Below are 20,505 nucleotides of genomic sequence, written 5' to 3'. Positions count from 1 at the left end.
GCTTAGAGCAAACCTTCGCGCTGGGCTTTCTTGCGTGCCAGTTTACGGGCACGGCGGATCGCTTCAGCTTTCTCGCGCGCTTTCTTCTCGGACGGTTTCTCGAAATGTTGCTTCAGCTTCATTTCACGGAACACGCCTTCGCGCTGCAGCTTTTTCTTCAGGGCACGAAGCGCCTGATCGACGTTATTGTCGCGAACACTAACCTGCATGTGGTTGTCACCACCTTTCTAGATAGAGTTGCAAGGAAATTGCAGGAGTTGGCCGTATAGCAAAGCGCCCCTATCTTGTCTAGTACTGGACCCGAGAACCGGAGAACCGCCATGACCACCACTTATGAAGACGCAAAAGACCAGCTACTGGATGCAATGCTGGGCCATGTTCCGTTTGATGGCTGGTCGGAAACCAGCTTTCGTATGGCGGTCGCGGATTGCGAGATCGAAGACACATTGGCCCGCGCGATTTGTCCCCGTGGCGCGGTAGATATGGCGCTGGCATTCCACGCACGGGGCGATGCCGCAATGGTAGAACGCCTGAAAACCGAAGATTTGTCCGATCTGAAGTTCCGGGATCGCATTGCCGCAGCCGTTCGATTCCGTCTGCAAGCCGTCGAAGACAAGGAACTGGTGCGCCGGGGAATGACGCTGTTTGCCCTGCCGATGCATGCAGCCGATGGGGCGAAGGCGCTCTGGCAGACCTGCGATCTGATCTGGGATACCCTGGGGGATACCTCGGATGATGTGAATTGGTACACCAAGCGGGCAACCTTATCGGGTGTCTATTCTTCGACCTTGTTGTTCTGGCTGGGCGATGATTCGCCGGATCATCAGAAAACGTGGGAATTCCTGGATCGGCGGATCGACAACGTCATGCAGTTCGAAAAGCTCAAGTCGCAGGTCAATGGCAATCCTCTGTTCAAGCCTTTTCTGGCTGTTCCAAACTGGTTGGCGGGTCAGGTCAAAGCTCCGATGAAAATGCGGGCCGATTTGCCGGGATTGCTGAACCCGCGCAAGTAACTGGCTTGTCGCTGGGCCTTCCGTGAATTGCCTGCTAGGCATTGCGCAAAGGAGATTTGCCCATGACCCAGATGATGCGCGCCGTTGAAATCACCAAACCCGGTGGCCCGGATGTTCTGCAATTGACCGAACGGCCTGTGCCCACACCCGCTACGGGTCAGGTCGTTCTCAAGGTCGCTTATGCAGGGATCAATCGTCCGGATGCGTTGCAGCGCGCTGGTGCCTATGACCCGCCCCCCGGGGCGAGCGATTTGCCGGGGCTTGAGGCATCGGGCGAAGTTGTGGCCGTCGGTGCCGGTGTCGAAGGCCTTTCCATTGGCGATCAAGTCTGCGCATTGCTGCCGGGTGGTGGGTACGCTGAATACGTGGCGACACCCGCAGCGCATTGTTTACCGGTCCCTGCCGGGATGGGTTTGAAAGAGGCCGCCTGTTTACCCGAAACCTTTTTCACGGTCTGGTCGAATGTTTTCACACGCGGCGGCCTTAAAGCGGGTGAAAGGTTCCTGGTACATGGTGGCTCCAGCGGGATTGGCACGACGGCCATCCAATTGGCCAATGCCTTTGGCGCGCGCGTGTTTGCCACCGCCGGATCGGATGAAAAATGCGCAGCCTGCGTCAGCCTGGGCGCTGAAAAAGCCATCAATTATCGTGAAGAGGATTTTGTGGCCGCTATGCGGGCCGAGGGCGGTGCGAACCTGATCCTTGATATGGTGGGTGGGGATTATATCCCCCGCAACGTCAAAGCGCTGGCCGAGGACGGACGGTTGGTTCAGATCGCCTTTCTGCAAGGCCCGAAGGTCGAGCTGAATTTTGCCATGATGATGGTCAAACGCCTGACCCTGACCGGCAGTACGTTGCGGCCACAAAGCGATCTGGCCAAAGCGAAAATCGCACAGGACTTGCGTGAAGCGGTCTGGCCGTTACTTGCCGCAGGCAAGGTCGCTCCGGTCATGGATAGTGAATTCGCATTGGCAGACGCAGCGGCCGCACATGCACGGATGGAAAGTTCGGGTCATATCGGCAAAATCGTTTTGAACGTAGGCAATTGAGTCAGGCCACGGCACGCCGGTAAAGGTGCCAGGTCGCATGGCCTAGGACCGGAATGACGACAATAAGACCCAAGAGCATCGGGACCGCCCCCAGGATCAGCGATACGACGACGACGAACCCCCACGTCAGAATGACACCGGGGTTGCGCCGCAAGACCCGAACAGATGTCACAACGGCCACAGGCACGCCAACCTTGCGGTCCAAAAGCAGTGGAAAACTGACCACGCTGATTGCCAGGGCGACCAGCGCGAACATGAACCCAATGGCATTGCCTGCCAGGATCATCGTCCAGCCTGCCGGAGTGGTGAAAACATCGCTTAGGAATGCGCCGAACGACGTGGGTAAATCGGGGCCGAGCGTGTGTTCATAGATGCTTTGGGCCACCATCAGCCAAATCAGCAACAGCATGACCAGATAGAACCCCAGCGCCAGAATGGCCCCGAACGAGGGCGAGCGGAAAACGCCGAACGCGTCCAGCCAATGCGCCTCGGTTCCCTGTTCGCGACGTCGGCTGATCTCATACAGGCCAACAGCCGCCACGGGCCCCACAAAGGCAAAGCCCGCCACCAGAGGGGCCAGAAGCGGTACCATGTTCTTGTTCAACCCAAAGCCAAACATCAACAGACCGGCGATCGGGTAGATCAGCACGACAAAGATCGCGTCGGCCCGGGTTTCAAGAAAGTCATCAGAACCGGCCCGCAAGCAGGCCCACAAATCGCTTAGTCTTAGTGTCTGAGGCTCCGGTACCTGACGCGTCTCTGCGCTGCCGATCCGGTTCACGCTTTCTGCTATGTGATCTCCGGTGGCACCGATACTCCGGGCCGCCCAACTGATCGGATTTCCTATCGTCCTGACCATCGTCATCCCTCCCGTTTGCAGACACGCGCAGCAGAGATGATCCGACATGAGTTGCCCTTGGCCGGACCAGCCGGCAACGCTTAGGCGTCAAGTATAGCACAGTTTTTTGCAAACCTCATGCCATCGTGCCGATTGCCCTGTGACACAGGCGTGTTAGCTTGTCGTCAGGTGTAAGGAGGTGAGTATGCAGCAAACGGCACGTACAGTCGTCATTCACGAACATGGTGGCCCCGAGGTACTGAAGATCGAAGACCGCGCTCTTGGTGATCCGGGACCCGGAGAGGTCCGTATCCGGCATCATGCCTGTGGTTTGAATTTCATCGATGTCTATCAGCGTACTGGCCTCTATCCGATGGATTTGCCTCATGCATTGGGGATGGAAGCAGCGGGTGTTATCGAAGCTGTCGGTGAGGGTGTGACACATCTTGTGCCCGGCCAGCGCGCCGCGTATGCCGCCGCCCCTTCCGGAGCCTATTGCGAGGCGCGGGTCATGCCCGCTGCGCAGGTCTGCCCTTTGCCTGACGGAATTTCCTATGATGCAGCGGCTGCCATGATGCTCAAGGGGATGACGGTTGAATATCTGTTCCACCGTACAACGCCGCTCAGGCGCGGTGATACCGTTCTTTTCCATGCAGCCGCCGGAGGTGTCGGGTTGATTGCCTGTCAGTGGGCGAAATCCGAAGGGATCAAACTGATCGGGACGGCAGGGACCGATGAAAAGTGCAGCCTTGCCCAATTCAATGGCGCCACGCATTGCATCAATTACAAAACCGAGGACTTCGCCCAACGTGTGTCCGAGATCACCGGCGGCAAGGGCGTAGACGTTGTGATGGACTCGATCGGTGCTGATACGTTCAACGGCTCACTGGATTGTCTAAAGCCATTGGGCATGATGATTTCGTTTGGTAATGCTTCCGGTCCGGTACCTTTGATGGATATCGGCATTCTTGCGAAAAAGGGGTCGTTGAAAATCACGCGGCCAACATTGTTCACGCATATTTCTGATCATGCGGTGTGTCAGGCTATGGCCCGACGGCTGTTCAACAAGGTCGAAGGTGGCGAGGTCAAAATCCACATCGACCAGCGTTTTCCGTTGCAGCAGGTGGCAGAGGCCCACCGCGCATTGGAAGCCCGTCAAACAACAGGCAGCACGGTTCTCGAGCTTTCGGACGAATAGATAGCTGCCTGCCACAAACAAAAAAAATCGGCGGCAGATATTTCTGCCGCCGATCTTTCTGAACTTTTGGTCGGTTTACTGCGCTTGCAGTTCAGCCGGAGTTTTGGTCGCGATGTCTTTCCAGTTGGCGTCTGCGCGCTCGTTAAAGCCCGGGATGTCGCCTTCCCAGCGTTCCTGAATGTCTGCCGACAGGTTCAGGTACAGCTTGTTGTCAACGATTTTCCAGTAGTTCGGGTCACCATCGAACTTGAAGCCCATCGCGGTGCCGAAGGCGCAGTAGCCGCCATATGCAGGCAGGTATGCTTCTGGGTTCTCTTCGAACGCGGCTTTGTTTTCTTCGTTTGCAAAGCGATACAGCGCATCGTTGTGCAGCGTGGTGATGCGGTAGTCACCTTTGGTTGCTTCGCCAACGGTGAAATAGGCAACCGGGTCGTAACCCTGCAGCGCCAGACCGGTCGAGCTTGCGTTCAGCTCAACGCCAGCGGCCAGAGCCGTGCTTGCAACTGCGACGGACAGCGCAACACCGCCGATGAGGGATTTGAACTTGTTCATGGTTTTCACCTTTCGTGAATTGAGCAACCTGTCAGTACAATAATTGAACTAGGGCCGCCCTTTTTAGATTTTGTTCCGTGCGGTCGGTAATTGGCCGTCACGATCCCGAAGTGGGTGGTTCCGCCTTCACGTTCAAAACAATCAATTGTGATTGTGCGTAATCGAATAGTTATTGTGCAGAAATGCAGATCGAAGGTCAGGGATCGGGCAAAAAATTGATGACAAATGCAGTCACCTTTTCGACCGTCATTTCACAAGGCCGCAACAATGCCCCGCTGTTTTGAGTGAGGTACAGGTTCAGGCTGATATAGTCCGAACCGCCAAGCTGGTGAGCGACAAGTTTGTTTGATTTGCCGCGTGCAAGTTGCGATCGGCTAACGACGTACCGCCGGCCGTTGCTGGAGCCGGTCGAAGTGCCCAATGGTATCGCAAAGAAAGCGTTGAGGAACGCGTCTGATGTCGTCAAGACTGGCCGATCTTAGGCTCAGTGCCGGCGCGTATCCGCGCGATGTTGGCGCTGTGGCGCCAATAGACAAGCAGTGTCAGCGCCATGCCCAGAAAGAACGCTTGTCCGTTTGTTAGCAGCATGATCCAGATTGTCGACATGGCCGCCGCCGAGAGCGCGGCAAGTGAAGAGATGCGCCAGACCAAGGCGGCAACCAACCACGTCAAGCAACACGCGATACCGATACGCCAGTCCAACGCCAGCCAAAGGCCCAGAAATGTTGCGACGCCCTTACCGCCTTTGAAGCCCAGCCAAACCGGAAAACAATGGCCAAGAAACGCCGCTAGTGCAGCGATCTGTGCGGCGTCTTCACCGGCAAGGGCGCGGGCCAGCAGTACGGCGACGGCACCTTTTGCGGCGTCGCAAATCAGGGTCAGGGCCGCGGCGGATTTGTTCCCGGTACGCAGAACGTTGGTTGCGCCGATATTGCCCGACCCGATGTCGCGCAGATTCCCTAGCCCCATGACTTTGGCGACGATCATCCCAAACGGGACGGACCCCATCAGGTATCCAAGCGCGGCCCATAACAGGAGTTGGGCCGTTGAGCTGTCAATCGGGGGCATTAGGGTCTCCGGTAGATTTCTTGTCCTGCCACGTATGTTGCGGTGACCTTACCTTGCATCCGCTGACCGTCAAACGGCGTATTCTGCGATTTCGATTTCAGGCTGAACCGGTCCAGGACAAACGGCACATCGGGGTCGAACAGAACAAGGTCGGCCGGCGCACCATTGGCCAGACGGCCACCCTCCAGACCTAACCGTTTTGCTGGGTTCAGCGACATGGCGCGGAACAGGGTCGGCAGGTCCAGTTGGTCTGCATGATAGAGGCGCAATGCGGCGGGCAGCAGCGTTTCCAGCGCCACCGCGCCAGAGGCTGCTTCTTCGAACGGTAGCCGTTTGCTTTCTTCGTCCTGTGGCGTGTGCATCGAGCTGATCGTGTCGATCAGGCCGGTGCGCACGGCCTCAATCACGGCTTGCCGGTCGTCTTCGGATCGCAGGGGTGGCTTGACCTTGAAGAAGGTTCTGTAATCGGCCACGTCAAGTTCGTTCAGCGTCAGATGGTGGATCGAGGTGCCCGCAGTTATGTCCAACCCGTTGCGCTTGGCGCGCTCCAGCGCGGGCAGGGCGCGGGCGGTGGTGATCTGGTCGGCGTGATAGGCCGCGCCAGTCATTTCCAGCAGTGCAATGTCGCGGTCCAATCCCATACGTTCTGCCATGGGCGAAACGGCGAGCAGCCCGCGCAGAGCGGCAAATTTGCCACTGGTGGCCGCTGCACCCTGGCTGAGCCCGGGTTCTTGCGGGTGTGCTATCACCAGCGCGCCGCAGGATTTGGCGTAGGTCAAAGCGCGCGAGAACACCTTGGTGTTGGTGATGACATGATCGCAATCGGTAAAGGCCACAGCGCCCGCGTCCTGCAGGAACCCGATCTCGGTCATTTCGCGCCCTTCGCGTCCTTTGGTCAAAGCAGCCATGGGCAACACATTGACCGGCGCATCTGCCTGTGCGCGGCGGGTTGCGAATTCCAGCGTTTCGGGGGTGTCGACTGCAGGTAATGTATCAGGCCGGGTGACGATGGTGGTTACCCCGCCAGCCGCTGCTGCCAAACCTGCAGACTTATAGCTTTCCTTGTGCCGTTCACCGGGCTCACACACCTTGACGCCGATATCGACGATACCGGGGGCCAGGCATTGCCCACCGCAATCTATAACATGCGCGTCCGCGGACGGAGCCTCGCCTTCGCCGCGCGCAACGATCCGTCCTTCCGCGACATGGAGCCAACCGGCCGAGTCCGTCCCGGCTTCGGGGTCAATCAGACGGGCGTTGGAGAAAACTGCGGATGTCATGCTGAGGCCTCTCGGGCTTGTTTCAAGGCCGCCAAAGCGGCGTCAGGGTCGGCAAGATATTCGAACACAAGGAATAGTCGGCGGGAAAACACGACATTCTGTCTGCTGCGATGAAATTTCAATGCACTGTCAATTGGAACGCGCTTGGGTTTGAAAATTTCACTGATCCACCAAGCGTTATGTGTCGTGACAACATAGACGCGCTTTGAACGTACCAAACGGTCCCACCAGATGAAGAACGCAAGAAGCGCCGTACAGCTGACCAGTTTCCAATAATCCCTAACGGTGTCTGCGAATAGAGGGCTGGCCAGCCATGTCAGCGCGAGGCCAGAGATCAGAATGCGATAGGACCAACCCACCTGATAGGGAAAAAACCCGTTATGCGGACGCCCCGACCAAATGACCTGTTCGTCGTCTGGGATCTGACTGCGCCACCAAGCTTCACCGCTGTTCGTCATCCCATCGCCCTTTCAATCGCGGCTTTGGTGGCGGCAGGGTCGGCCTGGTACTTGATCAGATGTTTGTCGCCAGCTTTGGTTACGACCTGAACAAAGCTGCCCATGGTGTTGACGGCCTCAATCCGGTTCAACGCCACGGTGCGCGGACCCGGACCGGTGAGGGTGGTGTCAGTCATCTCCCACGTATTGGTCAGCTCTTCCGAGGCCAGATACCACGCGCGGATACCAATGGCGGCCAGCCCGGCGGGGGCACCGGTCCAGACATAGGGATTGCCGATCAGCCACAGAACAATCATCGCGCCCGCCATCGCAATGGCGGCAAGGGTCAGGTTTGTTTGGATGTAGGCACCCCGGCTTGGGGTAAAGATCACAGGATCAGCCATAGGACACCTCCGATAGCTATCAGAACAACCAGCGCCAGAATGGCTGAACCTATCCGGCGCGGTTGATCATTTTCAGACGGTGACTGAGGCGCGGAGTAAGGTTTGGCGCTTTCCGTTTCAATAATGCCGCCGGTCCAGTTTGTGGCCTCTTCGGTCAAAAGCTCTATCAGGCTAAGTCTGGGATCGGGTTTCAATGTTGCCACACGACCGCCAAACGCTGCGCTGCGCAAAACCATGACCCAGCCTTCGACAGAGTCCAGAATAGTGCGGTTCAACTGGTCCTGTGACACCCCGCAACCGTCATTCAGGTAGCCATAAAGCCCCAGATCTTCGAGGTCCGAGACCGGAAAGATGTCGATCTGTGCAGGGTCCAGACCTTCGACCCCCAAAACCTGATCAGCCGCACCCGGTTCGCGCAGAAATTTTGCCTCTTCCGGGCGCATGTCCAGCGTGAACAGGCGGATTACGCCGCGTTCGTTGGGGGCGACGGTCAGATTGCTCATGCGGCCTCGCGCAGGTTGCGGGCCAGCAGCTCCATCGCGGCCATGCGGACGGCGACGCCCATCTCGACCTGTTCCTGAATGACAGAGCGGTTGATGTCATCTGCCAGCGTGCCATCGATCTCGACCCCACGGTTCATCGGGCCGGGGTGCATGACGATGGCGTCAGGCTTGGCCAGCGCCAGTTTCACAGCATCTAGCCCGTAGCGGTGATAGTATTCGCGCTCGGACGGGATGAAACCACCATCCATGCGTTCCCTTTGAAGGCGCAGCATCATGACGACGTCGACGTCCTGAAGGCCCTCGTTCATGTCGTCATAGATTTCGGCGCCAAATTCAGCGAACTGGCCGGGCACCAGGGTCGGCGGGCCGATCAGGCGGATGCGGTTTTCCATCTTGCCCAACAGTATCAGGTTCGAGCGCGCCACGCGGGAGTGAGCCACATCCCCGCAAATCGCGATGTTCAGCCGGTGCAACCGACCCTTGGCGCGGCGAATGGTCAGCGCGTCCAACAAAGCCTGCGTGGGATGTTCATGCCGACCGTCACCCGCGTTAAGCACAGCACAATTCACCTTTTGCGCCAGCAGGTCTACCGCACCTGAATGCGGATGCCGCACCACCAACAAATCAGGGTGCATCGCGTTCAGCGTCATCGCCGTGTCGATCAGCGTCTCGCCCTTTTTGATCGAGCTGGCCTGCATCGCCATATTCATCACATCCGCGCCCAGCCGCTTGCCCGCCAGTTCGAAACTGGCCTGCGTACGGGTCGAGTTCTCAAAGAACATGTTGATCTGCGTCAGCCCCGACAGCACGTCGGAATGCTTGGTCGACTGTCGGTTCATGTCGACATAGGTCTCGGCCAGATCGAGGATGGCGGTGATATCGGATTGCGACAGATGCTCGATGCCAAGAAGGTGACGATGGGCGAAACGCATGGGCGGGCTCCTGTCTGACAATCGAGCCGCTTATAGAAACCTGCGTGGGCTAAGGCAACCTATGGTTCCGAACCCTCTGGCAGTTTCTCGCACCCGCCTCCGGGCAGGCATTGCTCGCCGGGTTTGCACCATTTGGCATAGCCACAGTCGACAGCCTTGACGGGCACGCATCCCTGGTTTCTTGAGCATTTGAAACCCGGACGACATTGCGAGCCGGTTTTTTCGCACAAGAACCAGCCTGGTTGTGTGCAACCGCCGCCGGGCAAACAGCTTGAGCCGCTTACGCAGGTGCTGCCGTCGTCACATCTGGCTTGCGGGCGGGGCAGGGTGAATTCCAGCGTGATCGGCTCGCATTCGCCGCGCCCGTTGCACGAGGTGCCGCTGGGGCAATCCAGCGTCGAACGGCATTTGTTTTCGCCCTTCGGCGCACATCGACGACGGTCGACGCAGCGTTCGAACGGGCCGCAGGACAAGCCGCCGCCGCAATATGTAGCTCCTAGTGGAATACAATGGCCATCAAAGCTGCATCGTTGGCCAGCCGCGCAACACCGAGTGCCGCATCTAAGCTGTCTGCCCTGACACTGAGCGTTCCTGTCGTAAAGGCCGCCTCGGTTTTGAAGGCTATTTCTGTCGTTGATCTGTGCAAAGCCGGGGCCGCCGACGGATGTCAGCAGCAGGGTCAGCAAGAGGAATCGCAAAATAACACACATGAACGATCTGATCGTCGGCGCGACCGGTTGGTGGATCAAGACCTATTCGCTTTCCCTCGGTCAAAAGGTGGTTAGATTGAGGGCTATGGAATCGGCTTTGGACTATCATACAGCGCGGGCTCTGCTGGAGTGGCAGATCGAAATGGGCGCGACAGATGCAATCGGTGATGCGCCGGTTGATCGCTATTCGCTTCCGGATGTGACGCCAAAGGCCAAGAAACCGGCAGCGCAGGCAGCACCCGCCAAGCCGGTCGCGGTGGATGCGGTGGCCGTGGCCAAAGCATCCGCGCAGACTGCAGGGTCGCTACAACAACTCCGCGATGCGATGGCGGCGTTTGATCATTGCGAGCTGAAACGCGGGGCGCGGCAGTTGGTCTTTGCTGACGGATCGCCAGACGCGAAGGTGATGATCATCGGCGAAGCACCGGGGCGCGACGAAGACCGCGAGGGTAAGCCCTTCGTCGGGCGCGCGGGGCAATTGTTGGATCGGATGCTGGCGGCAATCAATCTGTCGCGGGACAGGGACGTCTATATCACCAACGTCCTTCCATGGCGGCCCCCTCAGAACAGGGATCCAAAACCCGAAGAGATCGGGGTGATGAAGCCCTTTCTGGAACGCCACGTGGCCTTGGCCAAGCCCGACATTCTTGTGGTGATGGGCAATATCAGTTGTCAGGCCGTACTTGGCAAACGCGGCATCACGCGTTTGCGGGGGCAGTGGGATCAGGCCATGGATTTGCCGGTCATACCAATGTTCCACCCTGCCTATCTATTGCGACAGCCTGCGATGAAACGTCAGGCCTGGGCGGACTTGCTGGAACTTAAGTCCCGGATGGAGGCCAAATGATGCGCATTCTGGCGTTTTCGGACCTGCATATGGCGCGCAATCGCGCTGCCGAGGTTGTCAAAGCCAGCGTCGACGCGGATCTGGTCATCGGAGCGGGTGATTTCTGCAATATGCGGCAAGGGTTGGATGAGGCGATGGCGATGCTGTCAGGCATCTCTGTTCCTTTGGTTTTAGTGCCGGGGAACGCTGAAAGCGCCGAAGAGTTGACGGACGCGGCGGCCGAAGGCGTGCACGTCCTGCACGGTGCCGGGATGACGCTGGACGGGCTGCGGTTGTTCGGAATGGGATATGGCGTGCCCCAAACGCCCTTTGGTGACTGGTCCTGCGACCTGACCGAGGCCGAGGCGACCGAGTTGCTGGATCGGTGTGACAGCGCTGATATTCTGATTACGCATTCGCCGCCAAAAGGTCATGGCGACACAACCTCGATGGGCGACTCGGTCGGGTCGGTTGCCGTGCGGGACGCGATTGAACGCGTTCAGCCAAGTTTTTCGCTGCATGGACATATTCATGACAGTTGGGGCTATCGTGGAGTGATCGGGCGGACGCAGGTTGCCAACCTTGGACCCAGACCCAGTTGGTTCGAGGTGGATGCATGATCGAGATCGTTACGTTGCTGGCTTTCGTGCCTGCCGCTCTGGCCCTGAACTTTACGCCCGGTGCAGATATGATGTTCTGTTTCGGACAGGGGCTGCGTTCGGGGGCAAAGCCTGCGCTGATCGCCAGTGCCGGGGTGTCAGCTGGCCTGATGGTTCATGTTCTACTGGCGGGGCTGGGTTTGGGTGCGGCGGTGTCGACTTTGCCATGGCTATTTGATGTGATCCGCTGGATGGGCGTCGCGTATCTTTTGTATCTGGCGTGGGGGGCGATCCGAAACGGGGCAGTCTCGGGCGATGCGCCTGCAAAACCTGCGAAGTTCGCCTTTCGGGACGGATTGGTCGTAAATCTCACCAACCCTAAGGTGATCTTGTTTGTCTTGGCCTTTATTCCGCAATTCGTTAACCCGGCGCTGGGTCCGATCCTGCCGCAATTCCTGATCTTTGGCGTGATAATTGCGCTGGGCGGTTTTGTGGTGAACGGGCTGGTCGGTGTCTTCGCCGGTGGTGCGGGGCGTGTGCTGATTTCAAACCCGCGTGCATCGCGGGTCATGGGCTGGGTGACAGGCGGTATTTTTGCAGCACTCGCCATCCGACTTGCAGTTATGGAAAGGGCCTGACGCAGCATGTCACGCATTGACGAAACGATGGAATTCATCCCGATCCGGATCGCGGTACTGACGGTTTCGGACACGCGGTCTCTGGACGAGGATCGCTCGGGCCAGACGCTTGTGGACAGGATCGAAAAAGCCGGGCACTCGGTCGCGGATCGAAAGATTATTCCGGACGAACGCAGTATGATAGCCGATCAGCTGCGTTCGTGGATCGCTGATTCTGACATCGACGTCGTGATATCGACCGGCGGAACCGGTTTAACCGGCCGTGATGTGACGGTTGAGGCGCATCGCGACGTATACGAAAAGGAAATCGAGGCTTTCGGAACAGTCTTCACCATCCTGTCTATGGAAAAGATTGGCACCTCTGCCGTGCAGTCGCGCGCGACGGGTGGCGTTGCAGGCGGAACTTATTTGTTTGCTCTGCCCGGCAGCCCCGGCGCGTGCAAGGACGCCTGGGACGGAATCCTAGAAAAACAGTTCGATTACCGGCATCGTCCCTGCAATTTCGTGGAAATAATGCCCAGATTGGACGAACATCTGCGACGGAAGTAAACTGGTCGTACGTTCAACTGTATATAACTGCTTTGTGGCTTGGCAATTTCGACGGTCCGGCTACCTTTTGTTTGTGGTAGCATGATGCAACCGGGGTTTGAGTAACATGCGCTTTTTAAGGCAAAGCCTTGTTGGTGTGTTTTTGGCGTCCGTGACGCTGGCGCTGCTGTTTGCGGCTGCCCAGATGATCGCCGGTGCGGTTCAGGACGTGCTGGCGCGTGAAGATAAAGCCCCGCAAGCACGCGAGCGTGTCTTTGCCGTAAGTGTGCGCGAAGCAGAATTTGAAACGGTAACCCCCTTGTTGGAGGCCTTTGGCGAGGTTCAAAGCCGTCGTCGCCTTGAACTGCGCGCCGCTTTGGGCGGGCGTGTCGTAACCTTGTCCGACGATTTTGAGGATGGCGGTGTCGTGACCGCGGGTGAGGTTTTGGTTGAGCTGGACCCTGCGGATGCGCAGTCAGCGTTGGACCGGGCAAAATCTGACTTGCTGGATGCCCAGTTTGAAGAACGTGATGCTGAACGATCATTGCTTTTGGCGCAGGACGAATTGAACTCGGCCGAGTCGCAGGCTGAGTTGCGTGGGCGTGCCATGCAACGTCAGAAAGACCTTCAAACGCGCGGTGTGGGCGCAGCGGCCGCCGTGGAAGAGGCTGAACTGGCCGAAGCTGTCGCACAGCAGGCGGTACTGTCCAGTCGTATTGCATTGGCACAGGCAGAATCGCGCGTGGATCAGGCGTCTACCTTGCTGGCCAGGGCGCGTATTGCGCTGGAAGCGGCTGAGCGCGATCTCAAGGACATGACGATACGCGCGCGCTTTAGCGGAACTTTGACAGACGTGACCCTTGTCGAAGGCCGGTTGGTCGCTGCCAATGAAAAACTGGCGGAACTGGTTGATGCGAACGCGCTTGAGGTCGCGTTCCGTGTGTCTACTGCGCAATTCGTGCGTCTTCTGGATACCGAGGGCGACCTGATCAGCGCACCGGTGACCGTGTCGCTTGAGGTGACCGGGGCGGATTTGCTGGCCACGGGTCTAATCAGTCGCGATAGCGGCTCGGCTGGTGAAGGCCAGACAGGTCGCCTTATTTATGCGCGCCTTGAAGACGTTTCAGGCTTTAAGCCGGGGGATTTCGTTACGGTTACTGTCGAAGAGCAACCACTGGATAACGTGGTCAGGCTGCCATCGTCGGTACTGGATGCGATCGGAACGGTTCTGGTTCTAGGAGAGGATGACCGCCTCGAAGCGCTGCCGGTACAGTTGATCCGCCGTCAGGGGGATGAAGTGTTGCTGCGCGGCGAAGGTCTGGAAGGGCGTGAAGTTGTCGTTGGCCGCACACCTCTGCTTGGTCCGGGTGTTCGGGTTCGACCGCTCAGGGACGAAGACAGCGCAGGTGTTGAATCGGATATGGTTGAACTGACCGACGAACAACGCGCACAGCTTGTGGCGCAGGTCGAAGCAAGCGACCGGATGCCAAAGGACATGAAAGACCGCGTTCTGACGCAGCTGGGTGAGGCCAAAGTGCCCGCATCACTCGTGCGTCGCATAGAAAACCGGGCAGGGGGATAGGCGCGATGATGCGCGAGATCCCCGGCGCGGCAAGCGGTATCCTCAGCTATTTCACCCGGCATCGGACGGTCGCCAATCTATTGCTGCTGGTCATGCTTGTTCTGGGTGCAGCCGCCATCCCGAACATGCGGGCGCAGTTTTTTCCCGATGTGGTCCGCGAAATTGTCGACGTGAATATCGAGTGGGAAGGCGCCGGGCCTGAGGACGTCGACAACGGCATTGTCCAGATCCTTGAACCTGCGCTTTTGGCTGTTGAAGGCGTCTCAAGCACAGAGTCGACCTCGCGCGAGGGGCGGGCCGGTATCCGGATGGAGTTTGAGCCGAACTGGGATATGTCCCGTGCGGTAGAAGAGGTCAGAACCGCTATCGACGGGGTGACTAACCTGCCGGAAGACGCCGAAGAACCCACAATCCGTCGCGGGGCCTGGCGGGATCGGGTCACGGATGTGGTCTTGACCGGGCCGGTATCGCCCGACCAACTGGCCAAGTTTACAGATGAGTTGATCAACCGGCTTTTTGCGGTCGGCGTCACGCGCACAACCATCCAAGGATTGGCGGCACCGCGCGTTGTCGTCGAGGTTCCCACCGCTCAGTTGATCGCCAACGACATAACTTTGTCTGAGATTGCGCAGGCGGTTGCAGCCGAGGTAAACGCCAACCCCGCCGGTGACGTGAGCGGGGCGAACGCGCGTATACGGACCGGCACGGAAAAACGTACGCCGGAAGAAATCGAAAGCATCCCACTGCGTAATTTCGCCGATGGCTCAAAGATGCTGATCGGAGATGTTGCGCAAATTCGGGTTGAAGGCGTCGACCGGGTCCGCAGCTATTTTGTAGGCGAAAACCCGGCGATGTCCGTAAGGGTTGACCGCTCGAACCTGGGGGATGCGATTGAAATCCAGCACACGGTCGAAGATGTGCTTGCCGAAATGCAAGCCAGCCTGCCCGAGGGCGTGACGGTCGAACTGATCCGGACCCGGGCGCAGGCGATTACCGACCGCCTGGATATTCTGATCGATAACGGGCTGGTCGGGCTGGGGCTGGTCGTGTGTCTGCTGTTTCTGTTTCTGAATGCGCGCATCGCCTTTTGGGTCGCGGCTGGGATACCGGTGGCAATGTCGGCCGCGATCGCCTTCATGTATATCGGCGGACTGTCGATCAACATGGTGTCGCTGTTCGGCCTGATCATTACGTTGGGGATCGTGGTGGACGACGCCATCGTGGTGGGCGAACACGCCGATTTCCGCGCCCGCCGACTTGGTGAAGCGCCCATGGTGGCGGCAGAACGTGCTGCGCGCCGGATGGCTATGCCGGTCTTTGCGGCTACGCTAACGACCGTGATTGCCTTTTTTGGCCTGACTGCAATCGGGGGACGGTTCGGCGAATTGATCCGTGACATCCCGTTCACCGTGATCGCCGTGTTGATTGCGTCGCTGATTGAATGCTTTTTGATCCTGCCAAATCACATGGCGCACGCCATTGCGCACTCGGCCAAGGAACACTGGTACGATATGCCCAACCGCGTGGTTAATCGGGGGTTCCGATGGGTGCGTGACCACTTGTTCCGCCCGGCGATCGCCTGGGTCATCTGGGCGCGCTATGTGGTGGTTGCATCCATGATCCTGATCCTTGCCAGCCAGGCTGTGCTATTCATTCGTGGTGATGTGAACTGGCGGTTCTTTAACGCGCCCGAGCGCGGCTCGGTCACTGGGAACTTTATCATGGCCGAAGGGGCCACCCGCGAAGACACGCTGGCAATGATGCGTCAGTTGCAAACAGCGGTCGACGAATTGGGTGTGATCTACGAGGAACGGCACGGGCGCAATCCAATCGACTATGTCCTGGCCGAGGTCGGTGGATCGGCAGGGTTTGGGCTATCGGCGGCAGACGGGAAAGACGAAGACCTTTTGGGCGGCATCTCGATCGAGTTGATCGACGCCGATCTGCGGCCCTATTCCAGTTTTGAATTCGTGGGCGAGCTGCAGGATTTCGTGCCGCGCCACCCCAAGGTCGAGCTGCTCAGCTTCCGCGGTTGGCGGTCTGGTCCGGGCGGTGATGCGATTGACGTTCAGTTCTATGGTGCCGACGTCAACACGCTCAAGGCCGCGTCTGAGGATCTGCAGGCCGAGCTGGCCAAATATTCCGAGGTTTCAGCTCTGGAAGACAACCTTGCCTATGACAAGGAAGAGTTCATTCTGGATCTGACCGCGCAGGGCCAGGCGTTAGGGTTCAGGATTGAAACACTGGGCCGTGTTCTGCGGGACCGGTTGAATGGGATCGAGGCCGCAACTTTCCCAGATGGCCCGCGCAGCGCTGAAATTCGGGTCGAGCTTCCCGAAAGCGAGCTGACGGCGGATTTCCTGGAACGAACGCTGATGCGAACTCCGGATGGGGTATATGTGCCTCTTGCTGATATTATCTCGGTCCAGCGCAAGTCAGGGTTTTCGACAGTACGGCGTGAAAACGGGTTGCGGGTGATCTCGGTCAACGGTGACATATCCGAGGATGATCCCGCACGGGCCGAAGAAATCAGCCGCGCCATGAGCGAAGAGATACTGCCCAATATCGCCGCAGAACGTCAGGTCGAATGGACGATGGCCGGGTTAAGCGAACAGGAGGATGAGTTCCTGTCAGAGGCGCGTACCGGTTTGATCCTGTGTCTGACGGGTATCTATCTGGTCTTGGCGTGGGTGTTCGCCAGTTGGACCCGACCGCTGGTGGTGATGGCGATCATTCCATTCGGCTTGGTCGGTACGATCTGGGGGCACTACATCTGGGATGTGCCGCTCAGCATGTTCACAGTTGTCGGTTTGCTGGGCATGACAGGGATCATCATCAACGACTCGATCGTCTTGGTGACAACTATTGACGCTTACCAAAAGGATCGCGGTTTGGTGCCGTCGATAATCGAAGGAACCGCCGACCGCCTGCGCCCCGTTATGCTGACCACGCTGACGACCGTTCTGGGGCTGACGCCACTGCTGTATGAAGGATCACAGCAGGCGCAGTTCCTCAAACCGACAGTGATCACGCTGGTTTACGGTTTGGCCTTTGGCATGGTTTTGGTTCTGATTCTGGTGCCAGCGCTGTTGGCTATTCTCAACGATCTGGCGCGTCCGATGACCGCGATGCGGCGCGCTTTACGTGCGCCTGACCGGGTAGTTCAGGGCGCGCTTGTGGCGACAGGTGCGACGCTGCTGGTTTGGTTTGGCTTAACAATGGTCTGGCCTGCAATAACCGGTGGCCCGGTTGGCGTCCTGTCGGGCCTTTATGGATCAGAAGATGGGCTTGCTGCCCTGCACATGGGGCTAGGCGCTTTTGTTGCCGGAGCTGCAGTCATTTTGTTGTGCAGTGTTGTGCTGTCTGGATTGTTGTACACACGCCTCAGGGATCGAATGGCTTAACTGCGTCGTAAGGCCGTTTCCAATAGATCGGTGACCCGGTCGCTCATGGGCAGATCGCGCTTGCGTATTTGCTCCAGCGGAAACCAACGCGCGTCGAGCGCATCATCGCCCGCTGTGGGCTGACCTGACACGTACCGACAGGCTACGCCGACCAAAAGATAGTGGGAAATAGTCTCGCCTTGCGCGTCCTGGCGCAGCAAGTCGAGGTTGTCCAGATAATGCAACGGTTCTGCTATGATCGCTGTTTCTTCGGACAGCTCGCGTTGTGCTGCTTGCAGAACCGTTTCACCCCATTCCACGTGGCCACCGGGAAACCCCCAAAGACCTGCGTCCGGTTGTTTGCTGCGTTTTACAAGCAAGACGTGACCGTCGTGCACGACAACGGCCAAAGCACCAATTTTGGGCGATTGTGCCACCCCGGTCAGCCTGCGCTGCACCCTTGAATATCGACGGCGTGATTGGCACCCAGAACGGTGATCCGAATTTCGGACCGGTCCAGCGCAAAGGATGCCCCTGATGCGCTGATCACTTCGGATGTTGCGATCAACGTATCCCCGTGACGCTCGGTCTTGGGTTGCGAGGCCCAAAGGGTTGGATTGCCGGGTTCGATCACGGCAAGCTCGGTGCCACCAGCCGAAGGCATGGTCAGCCGGGCCTCAATCTGCATACCGTCCGATGTCGGGGTTAGTTGACACTGTGCCGCGGTGACCTGCGCCTCTTTCGCGGAATAGGGTCGTTGGGCCATCGCGGCTGCAATCGCAGGGTTGCGATCAGCCTCGGCATCGACAGAGTGGTCAAAGCCAAGCTGCGCGGGAATGCAGACGTCTTTGCATACGCCCAGATCCATCGTGCCCTTCAGGTGAACCGGCCGAGCCGGGTCGCGCGGTGTGATCTCGACCGGCAAAACCAACTGGTCTTCATAGCCGATGGATGTCAGCCCATTTTGGTCAAAGATATCCGGAGCGGGCCAAGTGATAGAAACATCCCCGACATTGTCCGAGTTATTCCAGTCGAATTGCGGAGGGATACCGGCGTCGCCGGGCGCGCGCCAATAGGTTTTCCACCCCTCTTCCAGTGTCACACGCACCGCGCCAAGGTATGTGCCTTGTGCTGTCCGTCCGCCATCCAGAATGTCCAACTCGGCCACCGATCCTGTTACCTGCGCCGAACTGGGTCCGGCGGTACCGATGGCAAGGGTCAAAGCGACCACTGAGAATGTCATATGCGCGTTCATAACCTATAAATGCGCGGTCCAGCCGCAGATTCCAAGTCACGTTCCGGTCACCTGAATGAAATCTGCGGAAATCTGCGCTGATCCCTTGCCAATCCACGCCCCTCAGGGTCATTGTTGAAGCAGACACAGCAAGAGATGTCATCTGATGGACCTGACGGGAAAACTGTTGATAGCGATGCCCGGCATGGGCGATCCGCGCTTCGATCATTCGGTGGTGTATATGTGCAGCCATGGCGAAAATGGCGCGATGGGTCTGATCATCAACAAACCGTCCGACCTGCGCATCAAAACCTTGCTGGAACAGCTCAATATCGCTTGTCGGATACCGATCGTCGGGGAACGTCTTGTCCATTTCGGTGGCCCGGTTGAGATGTCGCGGGGCTTTGTCCTGCACAGCTCTGACTATGACGCGAATCTGCATTCGATGAAGATTTCAGATGATTTCAGCATGACGGCAACTTTGGATGTGCTGGAGGATCTGGCATCCGGGCGCGGCCCGCTGAATTCGACGCTGGCCTTGGGCTATTCCGGCTGGGGACCGGGACAGTTGGAAGACGAAATCGCCATGAATGGCTGGCTAACGACCGACGCGACGTCGAAACTGGTGTTCGACGTTCCGGATGACGAAAAATGGGAGGCCGCGCTGGCCACACTGGGCGTGGATCCTTTGACCTTGTCGGCAAGCGCCGGGCGCGCCTGATCAGCTATCTCGTGGTGCGGCGGCTCTGCGCAAACGGTCGTTAATGGCCGCACCCAGCCCCTCATCAGGAATGGCCGAAACGGCAATCGGGCGGCCGGTGGCGTTCAAAGTATGGAGTGCTGCGAACAGGTTGGCGGCTGCTTCGTTCAGGTTACCGCTTGGCGACAGGTTCAAATCGCAATCAATTTCGCCGAAACCCAGCAGTACCTCATCGCCTTGCAGGTCTTTTGCATTCAATCTGACCGGCGCATCCGGTGCGTAATGCGATTGGAGTTGCCCGGGGGCTGTCAGCAGGCTTCCGGGTTGGTGGTGGTGCAGCTGTGTTCCCAAGACGTCTTCGATCTGGTCCAACGGGATGCCACCGGGGCGCAATAGCGCAGGATCGCCTGCCAAACCGACGATCGTGGATTCCAGCCCGACACCACAGGGGCCATCGTCAAGAATTGCAGCGATGCGACCGCTCAAACCCGCGCGTACGTGTTCTGCTGTAGTAGGGCTGATCTGACCCGATGGATTCGCCGAAGGCGCTGCGACAGGTCCATCGAAAGCGGCTAGAACGGCCCGTGCGGTCGGGTGCGCCGGAATTCGGATGGCCAGTGTCTCTAGCCCGGCCGTGACCAGTGAAGATACCCCGTGCCCCTCGCGCAAAGGCAGGACCAGTGACAGGGGGCCGGGCCAGAAGGCTGCGGCCAATGCTTCGGCCTGATCCGACCAGATCACGAAACGCTGCGCGGCCTCAACCGAGGCAACATGGGCGATCAGTGGATTGAAACTGGGCCGCCCCTTTGCGGCATAGATGCTGGCCACAGCCTCGCCGTTCCGCGCATCACCGCCCAGACCATAAACCGTCTCGGTCGGAAAGGCGACCAGAAGACCCTGACGCAAAAGGTCTGCAGCGTGGGCGATTCCATCCGGATCTGCGGATAATTCTTGTGTGCCGTTGGGGATCATGGCTGGTGACGCCGCGTTTTGATTGCGTGTAACATGAGGAAGGCTACGTAATAATTCAA

At 58.4% G+C, this 20,505-nt stretch carries 22 protein-coding genes; 10 read left to right on the top strand and 12 right to left on the bottom strand.

From position 1 onward, the window contains the following. Positions 1 to 2: 2 nt before the first annotated feature. The gene (gene rpsU, locus ACR0DG_RS06215; protein WP_005614280.1) at positions 3 to 209 is read right to left on the bottom strand and encodes a 30S ribosomal protein S21; all 207 of its coding nucleotides are present in this window, start codon (positions 207 to 209) and stop codon (positions 3 to 5) included. A 111-nt stretch (positions 210 to 320) separates the two neighbouring features. Here rpsU and ACR0DG_RS06210 point away from each other — a divergent pair, with 111 nt between their 5' ends. Together ACR0DG_RS06210 and ACR0DG_RS06205 are read left to right on the top strand one after the other, a co-directional pair. Beyond that, entirely contained in the window at positions 321 to 1,013 is a 693-nt protein-coding gene (locus ACR0DG_RS06210; protein WP_480695381.1) for a COQ9 family protein, read from the top strand. A gap of 62 nt (positions 1,014 to 1,075) precedes the next feature. Then, complete coding sequence (locus tag ACR0DG_RS06205; protein ID WP_480695379.1) at positions 1,076 to 2,062, top strand: NAD(P)H-quinone oxidoreductase; 987 nt, start codon at positions 1,076 to 1,078, stop codon at positions 2,060 to 2,062. A gap of 1 nt (position 2,063) precedes the next feature. Here ACR0DG_RS06205 and ACR0DG_RS06200 read toward each other — a convergent pair whose 3' ends face one another. Continuing rightward, positions 2,064 to 2,921, bottom strand: a complete 858-nt coding sequence (locus tag ACR0DG_RS06200) for a DUF2189 domain-containing protein (protein ID WP_480695377.1) — start codon at positions 2,919 to 2,921, stop codon at positions 2,064 to 2,066. 184 nt (positions 2,922 to 3,105) lie between these two features. Between ACR0DG_RS06200 and ACR0DG_RS06195 the strand changes: the two genes are divergently transcribed. Further along, complete coding sequence (locus tag ACR0DG_RS06195) at positions 3,106 to 4,098, top strand: quinone oxidoreductase family protein (protein WP_480695375.1); 993 nt, start codon at positions 3,106 to 3,108, stop codon at positions 4,096 to 4,098. 75 nt (positions 4,099 to 4,173) lie between these two features. Here ACR0DG_RS06195 and ACR0DG_RS06190 read toward each other — a convergent pair whose 3' ends face one another. The 7 genes from ACR0DG_RS06190 to ACR0DG_RS06160 form a co-directional block, all read right to left on the bottom strand. Next, positions 4,174 to 4,650, bottom strand: a complete 477-nt coding sequence (locus ACR0DG_RS06190) for a YHS domain-containing (seleno)protein (RefSeq protein WP_480695373.1) — start codon at positions 4,648 to 4,650, stop codon at positions 4,174 to 4,176. 462 nt (positions 4,651 to 5,112) lie between these two features. Continuing rightward, complete coding sequence (gene plsY, locus ACR0DG_RS06185) at positions 5,113 to 5,718, bottom strand: glycerol-3-phosphate 1-O-acyltransferase PlsY (RefSeq protein WP_480695371.1); 606 nt, start codon at positions 5,716 to 5,718, stop codon at positions 5,113 to 5,115. Continuing rightward, the gene (gene pyrC, locus ACR0DG_RS06180) at positions 5,718 to 6,998 is read right to left on the bottom strand and encodes a dihydroorotase (RefSeq protein ID WP_480695369.1); all 1,281 of its coding nucleotides are present in this window, start codon (positions 6,996 to 6,998) and stop codon (positions 5,718 to 5,720) included. The genes plsY and pyrC overlap by 1 nt, the downstream gene beginning before the upstream one ends. Continuing rightward, positions 6,995 to 7,456 (bottom strand): hypothetical protein, encoded by a 462-nt coding sequence (locus ACR0DG_RS06175; RefSeq protein ID WP_480695367.1) that lies wholly within the window; start codon positions 7,454 to 7,456, stop codon positions 6,995 to 6,997. Before ACR0DG_RS06175 ends, pyrC begins: the two co-directional genes overlap by 4 nt. Continuing rightward, the gene (locus ACR0DG_RS06170) at positions 7,453 to 7,839 is read right to left on the bottom strand and encodes a hypothetical protein (RefSeq protein ID WP_480695365.1); all 387 of its coding nucleotides are present in this window, start codon (positions 7,837 to 7,839) and stop codon (positions 7,453 to 7,455) included. Before ACR0DG_RS06170 ends, ACR0DG_RS06175 begins: the two co-directional genes overlap by 4 nt. Further along, positions 7,824 to 8,342 (bottom strand): hypothetical protein, encoded by a 519-nt coding sequence (locus ACR0DG_RS06165; RefSeq protein ID WP_480695363.1) that lies wholly within the window; start codon positions 8,340 to 8,342, stop codon positions 7,824 to 7,826. Before ACR0DG_RS06165 ends, ACR0DG_RS06170 begins: the two co-directional genes overlap by 16 nt. Beyond that, complete coding sequence (locus ACR0DG_RS06160; RefSeq protein WP_480695361.1) at positions 8,339 to 9,274, bottom strand: aspartate carbamoyltransferase catalytic subunit; 936 nt, start codon at positions 9,272 to 9,274, stop codon at positions 8,339 to 8,341. Before ACR0DG_RS06160 ends, ACR0DG_RS06165 begins: the two co-directional genes overlap by 4 nt. A 795-nt stretch (positions 9,275 to 10,069) precedes the next feature. On the opposite strand from ACR0DG_RS06160, the gene ACR0DG_RS06155 reads away from it, so the two are divergent. From ACR0DG_RS06155 to ACR0DG_RS06130, 6 genes are all read left to right on the top strand, one after another. Further along, positions 10,070 to 10,831: a uracil-DNA glycosylase gene (locus tag ACR0DG_RS06155; RefSeq protein WP_480695856.1), complete on the top strand. Its 762-nt coding sequence runs from the start codon at positions 10,070 to 10,072 to the stop codon at positions 10,829 to 10,831. After that, positions 10,831 to 11,430 carry a metallophosphoesterase family protein gene (locus ACR0DG_RS06150; protein ID WP_480695855.1) on the top strand — a complete coding sequence of 200 codons (600 nt, stop codon included), beginning with the start codon at positions 10,831 to 10,833 and terminating at the stop codon, positions 11,428 to 11,430. Before ACR0DG_RS06155 ends, ACR0DG_RS06150 begins: the two co-directional genes overlap by 1 nt. Beyond that, the gene (locus ACR0DG_RS06145; RefSeq protein ID WP_480695359.1) at positions 11,427 to 12,047 is read left to right on the top strand and encodes a LysE family translocator; all 621 of its coding nucleotides are present in this window, start codon (positions 11,427 to 11,429) and stop codon (positions 12,045 to 12,047) included. The genes ACR0DG_RS06150 and ACR0DG_RS06145 overlap by 4 nt, the downstream gene beginning before the upstream one ends. A gap of 6 nt (positions 12,048 to 12,053) precedes the next feature. Then, positions 12,054 to 12,596 carry a molybdenum cofactor biosynthesis protein B gene (gene moaB / locus ACR0DG_RS06140; protein WP_480695357.1) on the top strand — a complete coding sequence of 181 codons (543 nt, stop codon included), beginning with the start codon at positions 12,054 to 12,056 and terminating at the stop codon, positions 12,594 to 12,596. 106 nt (positions 12,597 to 12,702) lie between these two features. After that, positions 12,703 to 14,157: an efflux RND transporter periplasmic adaptor subunit gene (locus ACR0DG_RS06135; RefSeq protein WP_480695356.1), complete on the top strand. Its 1,455-nt coding sequence runs from the start codon at positions 12,703 to 12,705 to the stop codon at positions 14,155 to 14,157. A gap of 5 nt (positions 14,158 to 14,162) precedes the next feature. Further along, entirely contained in the window at positions 14,163 to 17,561 is a 3,399-nt protein-coding gene (locus ACR0DG_RS06130; RefSeq protein WP_480695355.1) for an efflux RND transporter permease subunit, read from the top strand. Here the strand turns inward: ACR0DG_RS06130 and ACR0DG_RS06125 are convergent. After that, the gene (locus tag ACR0DG_RS06125) at positions 17,558 to 17,977 is read right to left on the bottom strand and encodes an NUDIX hydrolase (protein WP_480695353.1); all 420 of its coding nucleotides are present in this window, start codon (positions 17,975 to 17,977) and stop codon (positions 17,558 to 17,560) included. The two genes, ACR0DG_RS06130 and ACR0DG_RS06125, sit on opposite strands and share 4 nt — an antisense overlap. 5 nt (positions 17,978 to 17,982) lie before the next feature. Further along, positions 17,983 to 18,795, bottom strand: coding sequence for a protein-disulfide reductase DsbD domain-containing protein (locus ACR0DG_RS06120; RefSeq protein ID WP_480707077.1), 813 nt, complete (start codon positions 18,793 to 18,795; stop codon positions 17,983 to 17,985). Positions 18,796 to 18,940: 145 nt separating this feature from the next. Here ACR0DG_RS06120 and ACR0DG_RS06115 point away from each other — a divergent pair, with 145 nt between their 5' ends. Beyond that, a complete protein-coding gene (locus ACR0DG_RS06115) occupies positions 18,941 to 19,495 on the top strand; it encodes a YqgE/AlgH family protein (RefSeq protein WP_480695349.1) in 555 nt (184 codons plus the stop codon). On the opposite strand, the gene ACR0DG_RS06110 is transcribed toward ACR0DG_RS06115, so the two are convergent. Beyond that, complete coding sequence (locus tag ACR0DG_RS06110; protein WP_480695347.1) at positions 19,496 to 20,446, bottom strand: L-threonylcarbamoyladenylate synthase; 951 nt, start codon at positions 20,444 to 20,446, stop codon at positions 19,496 to 19,498. It lies immediately after the preceding gene. Positions 20,447 to 20,505 lie beyond the last annotated feature (59 nt).

It is taken from the genome of Ruegeria sp. BG8 (assembly GCF_056538325.1).
Note: the sequence above shows the minus strand (reverse complement) of the source record. Positions and strands in the feature narration are given on the sequence as shown.